Origin of the sequence: Shewanella sp. SG44-6 (genome assembly GCF_014164185.1) — a bacterium.
Taxonomy (GTDB): domain Bacteria; phylum Pseudomonadota; class Gammaproteobacteria; order Enterobacterales; family Shewanellaceae; genus Shewanella; species Shewanella vesiculosa.
This window is the reverse complement of the sequence record NZ_JACJER010000187.1, coordinates 1-6,751: the sequence shown is the minus strand read 5'-3', so window position 1 is coordinate 6,751 and position 6,751 is coordinate 1. Positions and strand designations below refer to the sequence as shown.

The following is a 6,751-nucleotide window of genomic DNA, read 5'->3' as shown; positions in this document are numbered from 1 at the left end:
AAAGCTGATAAAGGTGAATTACGCCTGACCGATATTTCAGACGAGCTAATTCAACTTAAACACGAGTTGAAAGAAGAATTACTGACTAAAAAGCAATTTAAGGCCTACGAAAAGCAAGTAAAAGCAGAAGAGAAAGCCGCTGAGAAACAAGATTTAACCAAAGGGAAAGTATTTGTAATTGATTTTAAAGGCAGTATTGATGCCAGTGAGGTAGCCTCATTACGTGAAGAGGTGACGGCTATTCTAACTATTGCCGATAAAGATGATCAAGTGCTGGTAAATGTTGAAAGTGGTGGCGGTATGGTTCATGGCTATGGCCTAGCATCAAGTCAGTTAGACCGTTTACGCCAAGCCAATATCCCCTTGTCGATTTGTATTGATAAAGTGGCAGCAAGCGGTGGCTATATGATGGCGTGTGTGGCTAACAAAGTCTATGCCGCACCATTTGCTATTGTTGGGTCGATAGGGGTTGTAGCGCAGGTGCCTAACTTCAATCGTTTACTTAAAAAGCATGATATTGACTATGAGCAACACACTGCCGGTGATTTTAAGCGAACGTTAACGGTATTTGGTGAGAATACAGATGAAGGTCGTGCTAAATTCCAACAAGAGTTAGAAGAGACACACGTGCTATTTAAGGCGTTCGTTGGTCGTTATCGTCCAAGTATGGACATCGCCAAAGTTGCCACTGGAGAGCATTGGTATGGTCAACAAGCAATCGATTTAGGCTTGATTGATGAAGTGTCTACCAGTGATGATGTGATTCTAAACTTTGTAAAAACTCATCAAGTCATCAAAATTAGATATCAAATGAAGAAAAAACTGGCTGATAAAATTGCCCATGGTGCCTCGTTATCAGTTAATGCTGTCATGAATAAACTGATTGAGCGCAATCAATCGGTTTAATCTGATTATGGTAAGTAAAACGTTTTATCATAAAAAAACGACAGCCTTTGCTGTCGTTTTTTATATTAAGCATCAAACTGAATGATTCAGATTATTGTGCTTTATAACTAATATGCTGGTGGAAGCGTAAGATGACATCAACGTGTTCTTTGTCGATATCAAATTCTTGCGTAAATATTCGTAACGCATCTTCAACTTGGTTCATAAAGCGACCATAGCCTTCATCTGTTTCATCACTCTTGCCAGCGACAATAACAAAACGAAATACATCGACTAGTTTATTGCTGTCCCAGTGACCGATAGGTGCTGGTGATTGGACATTTGGGTCAAAACCAATCATTTGGAATTCATCAGTGCTAGTAAGTTGCTCATATTTACTATTACGTACCAATGGCAACTTACCATTAGCAACCATAGCGACACGGCTTAATTGTTTACTTTGCGTAGCTTGGACAAACTTGTCATAAACATTTTGATAAATACTGCCAAAGTCGACATTATCATTAGCCAGTAATTGTTTTTTAATCCTGCGATCAACTGGGATATTGATGGTAACGTAGTTTAGAGTACTGACGTTTTCAGGCAGTTCACAGTGACGACGTTGGTAGCGACTATCAACCGCTCGTAATTTATACCCATAAGTTTCTTTTAAGCCTTTGGCTTTGGCAAAAAAGTCATAAGAAATATGTTGATGGTCACGAATTTTTATCGGCACATTCTTAACGGGCAATAATGGCGCTAGTTCAGAAATAAAATGCTGAACTTTACTGTGGAAACTCGCTGAATTACTGCGTAGATCATCACCTGTGGCTAGGAACACAATACGTAATTTGCGTGCTCGAAACCCAGGGGTGCTGTGGATTCGGTTAGCTTCATGGTGGGCTGGATTATAAAAGAAACGTAATTGTTCGTTTGAACTTAAGCAGTAAGCTTCGCTATGGAAACGAACCATAGGCAGTTTGTCAGTGGTGACAACGTGGACGTTATATAATTCTTGTTTTTCGGCGAGTTGATAGACAAGTTTACTAAACTCATCATAACAAGTTTCTAAGTCAGCATACGTATTAAGGTATTCATCGGTTAATGGAAAACCAATGGTAATGTATTGATTTTTACGTGTTGCTGTTGGCAAGTATACTTTTTTTTGACGACTGACGGACATATTATTTCCTTATTGCCTTTGTTGTTGTCTAAAGTTTATCGTTATTTATTGATTGTGATTTAATCTGCTTGCTGTGTCCATTTTAAACACAGATGCTTAAATTAAAATGACTTTTGATCACTATATTAATTTTTTTTTAACATATTAAGCAAAACTCATTTAATTTTAAGTGTTTACTCGGATAATACTTGAGTGATCCAAGGTAACATCCATTGCGTAATAGTAGGTTGCGCCTGCTCATTTGGATGAATGCCATCACGCTGCATTAGAGATTTGTCTGGCGCAATATCTTGCATGAAAAAGGGTATTAGCTTAATGCTATATTCATCGGCCAATTGGTGGTAAATCTGAGTAAAAGATTTGGCGTACCTAGGGCCGTAGTTAGGTGGTACCATTATCTCGGTTAATAAAACATTGGCGCCATGTTGCTGTGATAAGGTAATGATTTGTGTAAGATTTGATTTCAGTTTGCTGGGCGGAAAACCCCGCAATCCATCGTTACCGCCTAGCTCAATGACAACTAAGTCAGGTTGGCTTGAGGTCAGTAAACCCGGGAGTCTTCGTAATCCTCCCGCCGTGGTCTCACCACTAACAGAGCCATTTATAATTTGATGCTGTGGCAGTTCGTTGCGGAGTAATTGCACCCATCCTTGCTCTTCTGACATGCCATAGCCTGCACTTAAGCTATCACCCAATATCAAAATCGTGGCAGCATAGGTTGGTACACTCATTACTATCAGTAAAAACACACTACTAAGCACGCGTTTAAGTGACGAATAGAAGAAGGATTGTATGTCTAATAATATCGATCGAAATATCAGTGCCATTACTGTAACTAACCTCAATAAAACTGTCGTGACCCAAGAGGGAGAGTTGACTATCCTCAACGGCATTAATATAGAAGTCAAGCAAGGAGACAGTATCGCCATTTTGGGACCATCAGGTTCAGGCAAGTCGACACTGCTAGGTTTGCTTGCTGCATTAGATACTCCTAGCTCTGGTGAAATTGTGTTAGATGGTGTAGCACTATCTGGGTTAAATGAAGAACAAAAAGCCGCATTGCGTAAGAAAAAAGTCAGTTTTATCTTTCAGTCATTTATGTTGGTTGACACGTTAACGGCTTTAGAAAATGTCATGTTACCAGCAGAGCTTTCTGGTGTTAAAGATGCCAAACAAAAAGCTCAATCCATGCTCGAGCGTGTTGGTTTATCTCATCGATTAAATCACTTACCTAAACAATTATCTGGTGGCGAGCAGCAACGCGTTGCCATTGCTAGAGCCTTTATTTGCGAGCCTAAAGTATTGTTTGCAGATGAACCCACAGGCAACTTGGACAGTGTAAACGGTGACAAAATTGCCGATATGCTGTTTGCTTTAAACCAAGAAAGTGACACCACGCTGGTCTTGGTGACTCATGATTTGCATCTTGCGAAGCGCTGTGGCCGGCAGTTAGTGATGGAAAATGGTCACTTATCAGAACCCAATGTAGTCAATCTCTCGAGTCAACAACACTCTGAGTTTACTGCGGAGGTTAATTAATGGAATGGCAAATTGCGTGGCGCTTGTTTAAACGTGAACTCGCTCAAGGGCAATTAATTCTTATTGTATTGGCGATTACCTTAGCAGTGTTATCAGTAACTGGGCTTGCGCGAGTCAGTGAGCGTTTACAAGTTGCTATTAACGGTGAAGCGGCCAACTTTATTGCTGCCGACCGTATTATTGACTCGCCAGTTGAGCTTGACCCACAAGTGCTGACCATAGCGGATAAGCTTGGTCTCGCCCATGTCACCAATATGCAATTTAATTCGATGGTATATTCCGGAGATAAATTTCAGTTAGTGACGGTCAAAGCTGTAGGTGATGGTTACCCATTAAAAGGCGATATCGAACTCAGTAGTGGTGTCACTCAGGCGATGCCAAAGACAGGTCAAGCATGGTTTGAGAGTCGTCTAGGTGGTTTACTTGGTTTCCCGCAAAGCATTGAGTTAGGCAATAGTGAGCTATCACTAACCGAAGAGATTAAGCGTTTACCTGATGCTGGTTTTAATCCGTTTGCATCTTCGCCAGTGTTACTGATCCGCCTAGATGACGTGGCGGCGACAGGTATTATTCAGCCTGGCAGTAGGGTGACCTATTTATACCAATTTACCGGAAATGCTGATCAATTAACCGTATTTGAGCAGCAAGCTAAACCTTTACTCAATAACAGCCAAAGATGGGTAGACGTGCAGTCGGGAGATTCTCCGATCGCTTCGGCGGTGCAACGTGCTGAGCGATTCCTGCTGCTTGCCAGTTTACTCGGTATAGCCCTTGCGTGTGCGGCGATTGGTATTGCGGCGCAGCGTTATTGCCAACGCCATTATGATGTTGTTGCCATGCTCAAAACCTTTGGCGCCTCGGGTAAGCAAATTAGAGTATTATTCGGACTGCATCTGTCTTTGGTGACATTACTGGGTATTGCACTGGGTCTGCTGGGCGGAGTATTACTTGATCTTGGTATAACGGCATTTCTGCCTAAAGAAATCGCCGCTTATTCACCACCATACTTACGCCCTGTATTACTGGGCGTTAGCACGGGTTTGATTAGTGCATTTATGTTTTCGGCTTATCCATTAATGCGCTTGTTAGCCATTCCCCCCTTAAGAGTATTGCAGCGTCAATTAGAAGGTTTGCAACTGGGGATGTGGTTACATCTGCTATTAAGTTTGGCTGCCATGGCTTTGTTAGGCTATTTATATTCAAGAAGTTTAGCCTTGACCATGACAGTGGTGCTTGCAGTACTACTATTAGGTTTGTTATTAAGCGTGCTTGGATTTGTGATGATCCGTTTTGGTCATGGTATTGGCATGAAAACCACCAATCCTTTCCAATTAGCTTTGGCTGGTCTTCGCCGCCGTGCGCGCCAAAATGCGGTGCAATTAGTCGGTTTTAGCAGTGCGTTAGTATTACTGTTAACGATTTTGGCTTTGCGCCAAGATTTACTCAATGAATGGCAAAAGCAGTTACCTGAAAATGCCCCTAACTACTTTTTAGTCAATATCGCGCCTGAAGATGCTAAACCATTGAATGACTTTTTGACGCTTAATCATATTAATGCGACTGACATTTATCCTGTGGTTCGTGGTCGTTTGACGCATATTAATGATGAAGAGTTGATTTCAGGCAAGCAGTCTGAGGACGGTGTTGAAGGGCGAGTAGGTATTTCTCGTGAACTAAACTTAACGTATCGAGAGACCTTACCACCTAATAATAAGCTCCTTGAAGGTGAGTTTAATCAGGCTAGCAATGATGTGTCGGTTGAATCTGGTGTTGCTGATCGCTTAGGTATAGTGTTGGGCGATAAGCTAACCTATAGCATAGATAATCAAGCCTTCTCGGTTAAGGTTACCAGCATAAGGCAGGTTCAATGGGAAACTCTACAGCCTAATTTTTTCATGATTTTTACCCCAGAAGCATTGGCGCCATTTGCTTATACCTCGATGGCGAGCTTTCATCTTAATGATGCGCAATTAGCCGCGGACGGCAGCCTACTGAGCGCGAATCAAGTGGTGCTGCAATTGATCCAACAATTCCCGACCGTATCGATTATTGATGTTGGCGCTATGGTTGAACAGTTACGACAAATTATCGATCAAGTGTCATTATCTTTGTCATTAGTGTTGGTTCTAGTGTTACTGGCCAGTGCTTTAGTACTGATAGCCCAGACTGAAGCTGGTATGGCGACTCGGCAGCGAGAATTGGCGGTATTGCGAACGTTTGGTGCATCAGGTTGGTTATTAAGAGCGGCTACTGGATTTGAATTTGCTTTACTTGGGGCCATCGCAGGTTTATTGGCAGTCATTGTTGCTGAGTTTGCTTTGTACATGCTTAAAACCCAAGTGTTTGAGTTGGTCGTTTATATGCATTGGCCTTGGTGGGGGATAACGCCAATTGCTGGAGCAATCATTGTGGCGATTCTTGGGGTATGGCGTTGTCGTCAGTTACTTAATAAGTCGTGCAGTGACATGTTAAAAGAGGGCTAAAGTACTTATAAATCTTAAGGGAGATGCATTGTCATCTCCCTTTTTTATGCTGCTTTTTTACCTTAGTTAATCATTTATGAGATTACTTTTGAGGCATTTTATATTGCGTTGAGCAATAGGCTCTATCAATTCCTTCTGGGCGCAGTTTAAGATGTTTGGTTTTACGGCCACTAACACGGGCTCTCCACGACTTAAAGCTATTGGGTTTGAGTGATGAGCGCATAAGTTTAATCACATTTGATTCGGTTAAGCCATAAAGGTGCTCAATGGCTTCAAATGGCGTGCGGTCTTCCCATGCCATTTCAATGATCCTTGAAGTGTCTTGTGGTGATAGCATTGAGTATCATAATGTTATTGGATTTGCACTTCAGTACGTTAGTTAACTGAGTTTAGATTAGTGTTTGTATGATTTGTGCTAAGGATTAATCAATTTGTTAAAGTATGGACCTAAGTTGACTAACCCTAATGGTTAACTCGAGTATAAGTGAGTGATGTTTATGTAGCGTGAGTATATGATGCGTCTTGACCAACTGGAGTGGAAAAATTTTTATCAACTCAATCTCAAGTCATTGATACTATAAATTAAGATAAGGTTTTATCAATACGAGTACGGGGGGCGGCGATTTAAGTTGGCTTACAGTGTAATTCAGTTATATTAAAT

Annotated in this window: 6 protein-coding genes; 3 read left to right on the top strand and 3 right to left on the bottom strand. The window is 41.4% G+C overall.

Annotated elements, in window-relative coordinates; translation table 11 throughout:
* The coding region (gene sohB, locus H5185_RS20600) for a protease SohB (protein WP_182743036.1) at positions 1 to 906 on the top strand (906 nt) is incomplete at its 5' end.
* Positions 907 to 997: 91 nt separating this feature from the next.
* Here sohB and H5185_RS20595 read toward each other — a convergent pair.
* Together H5185_RS20595 and H5185_RS20590 are read right to left on the bottom strand one after the other, a co-directional pair.
* Entirely contained in the window at positions 998 to 2,068 is a 1,071-nt protein-coding gene (locus tag H5185_RS20595) for a DUF3083 family protein (RefSeq protein WP_182697019.1), read from the bottom strand.
* Between the two features lie 173 nt (positions 2,069 to 2,241).
* Positions 2,242 to 2,799 carry an arylesterase gene (locus tag H5185_RS20590; RefSeq protein ID WP_182743035.1) on the bottom strand — a complete coding sequence of 186 codons (558 nt, stop codon included), beginning with the start codon at positions 2,797 to 2,799 and terminating at the stop codon, positions 2,242 to 2,244.
* 61 nt (positions 2,800 to 2,860) lie between these two features.
* On the opposite strand from H5185_RS20590, the gene H5185_RS20585 reads away from it, so the two are divergent.
* A complete protein-coding gene (locus tag H5185_RS20585) occupies positions 2,861 to 3,607 on the top strand; it encodes an ABC transporter ATP-binding protein (protein ID WP_124016430.1) in 747 nt (248 codons plus the stop codon).
* Positions 3,607 to 6,090 carry an ABC transporter permease gene (locus H5185_RS20580; RefSeq protein WP_182743034.1) on the top strand — a complete coding sequence of 828 codons (2,484 nt, stop codon included), beginning with the start codon at positions 3,607 to 3,609 and terminating at the stop codon, positions 6,088 to 6,090. The genes H5185_RS20585 and H5185_RS20580 overlap by 1 nt, the downstream gene beginning before the upstream one ends.
* Before the next feature lie 82 nt (positions 6,091 to 6,172).
* On the opposite strand, the gene H5185_RS20575 is transcribed toward H5185_RS20580, so the two are convergent.
* A complete protein-coding gene (locus H5185_RS20575) occupies positions 6,173 to 6,427 on the bottom strand; it encodes a TIGR03643 family protein (RefSeq protein WP_124016432.1) in 255 nt (84 codons plus the stop codon).
* Positions 6,428 to 6,751: the final 324 nt, after the last annotated feature.